Annotated in this window: 3 protein-coding genes; all 3 read left to right on the forward strand. The window is 44.1% G+C overall.

Annotated features, from left to right (window positions below):
• Positions 1-83 precede the first annotated feature (83 nt).
• The 3 genes from QUA40_RS28590 to QUA40_RS28600 all read left to right on the forward strand — a co-directional run bounded on the left by QUA40_RS28590 (position 84) and on the right by QUA40_RS28600 (position 1,789).
• Positions 84-533 carry an EVE domain-containing protein gene (locus QUA40_RS28590; RefSeq protein WP_333132063.1) on the forward strand — a complete coding sequence of 150 codons (450 nt, stop codon included), beginning with the start codon at positions 84-86 and terminating at the stop codon, positions 531-533.
• 84 nt (positions 534-617) lie between these two features.
• A complete protein-coding gene (locus QUA40_RS28595) occupies positions 618-1,103 on the forward strand; it encodes a hypothetical protein (protein ID WP_333132065.1) in 486 nt (161 codons plus the stop codon).
• 74 nt (positions 1,104-1,177) lie between these two features.
• On the forward strand, positions 1,178-1,789 hold the full coding sequence (locus QUA40_RS28600) for a hypothetical protein (RefSeq protein ID WP_333132067.1): 612 nt from the start codon (positions 1,178-1,180) through the stop codon (positions 1,787-1,789).
• Positions 1,790-1,858 lie beyond the last annotated feature (69 nt).

Below are 1,858 nucleotides of genomic sequence, written 5' to 3' on the forward strand. Positions count from 1 at the left end.
TCCTTATTTTTTTACCTTACCATTCTCTCAAACCTTTGTCCTGTTTAGACTAGAGGTGCCTTGTCACCCGCTAAGGATATTGTATGAATTATTGGCTGATGAAGTCGGAACCGGATGTTTACAGTATTGCGGACTTGAAGGGCGATCGCACTTGTATTTGGGATGGCGTTCGCAACTATCAAGCGCGCAATTTTATGCGAGAAATGAGTCGGGGAGATTTAGTATTTTTTTACCATTCTAATACTAAAATACCGGGAATTGTCGGCTTAGTGCGCGTCGTGGAAACAGGGATTGCTGATCCGAGTCAGTTCGATATGAATAGCGAATATTATGATGCTAAATCGCAGTTAAATGCTCCTCGCTGGCAAACTGTGAGAGTTGAGTTTGTTGAGGAATTTGCTAAGTTAATATCTTTGGAGGAACTGAAACAAAAGTTTAGCGCTGATGATATTTTGGTTGTGAGGAAAGGCAATCGGTTATCGGTGATGCCGATATCTGAAGTTGCTGCTGAGAAGATTTTGAAGATGAAGTAGGAGAAAAGAGGAAAATAGATCCGGATGTCGATCCGTACCGCGAGAATAGGAGATTTAAACTGATTATATTATTTGGAGTTTTGGATGATTAGCGATCGCCTGTCCCACCTGCAATCTGAAGTCCAAAAATACTACAAGCAACTCGCTGGCAGGGAAAAAGCGAAACGGTTGGCACACTTTGAAGACAAGGAACTGCTTCAGCAGCAGATTGACGAACTCAAAGAAGAACTTCGTAGCGTTGAAGGAGAGTATTGGCTGCGCTGGGGGAGGGAAATTGCCGGATTGACGATTCCCGAAGCGGATGCGGAAATAGTTGCGAGTCAATTGGTGCGGGAAGTGGAGTTTCTGGAGATTGAACCTGCGGTTCAGAGTAATGCTGAATTGATGACGGTGTTAGAGGGAATCAAAGCAGCATTGAGTAAGCCGGGAATTCCGGCGGCGGGAAAACTCAAAGCAGCGATTCCGTTGTTGCCGGGATTAATTTCCTATGAGATGGAGTTGGATACGGAAGGATTGTTGCGGCTGGTATTTCCCACGTTTTGTAGCTTGGCAGACAAAATAAAAAAGTAACGCCCTCCGAAATACCCCCAATTTCGGAGGAGAAGCCAAAAAGGACAAAAACGGTTTGGCTCGTTGCAGGGGCGATGTTATTGATTCTCGGTGGTGGCGGTATAGGTTTGCATTTTCTACAACCTCAGTTATCACCTCTATGTCTGATACAACAGTGCGAACAAAAAACCAAAACTGTAACGGTTCTGTTAGCGGAGTTTGATGGGGTGGATGCGAAAAATTATCGCGTCACAGAAAGGATTTTACAGAAGTTGCAGGATGCAACTAAAAATTACCCAACCCTGAAAATTCTGCCACTCAAACAAGCGATTAGTCAGCAGGAAGGTAAAGAGAAAGCGCGGGAATTGGGCAAGAATAAAAATGCGGATATTGTGATTTGGGGTTGGTATGGCAAGACGCAGCAGAAAGCAGCAGTCAGCGTGAATTTTGAGATGCTTTCAGCAGCAAAGGATTATATCGATGTAGGTAAGCAAGTGCAGGGAGAAATTCGCACAATGGCGGTGGCTGCGCTAGAAACTTTTGAGATACAAGTCAATTTAGCGGAGGAACTGAAATATTTAACGTTGGTGACATTGGGGGTGTCTGCTTATGCAGCGGATGATTGGGATAATGCTATTGATCAACTAACGGCAGCACTTTCAGAGGCTAAACCAAATAAAGCTGCACTTGACCCAGCCACTATCTAGGGCTTGCTGAATAATCGATCGCAAACTATGAATAGGAGCGACCGATATATTCAAACTCAACTAAAGATA

The sequence above is a fragment of the Microcoleus sp. Pol11C3 genome (assembly GCF_036701485.1).
Lineage (GTDB): Bacteria > Cyanobacteriota > Cyanobacteriia > Cyanobacteriales > Microcoleaceae > Microcoleus.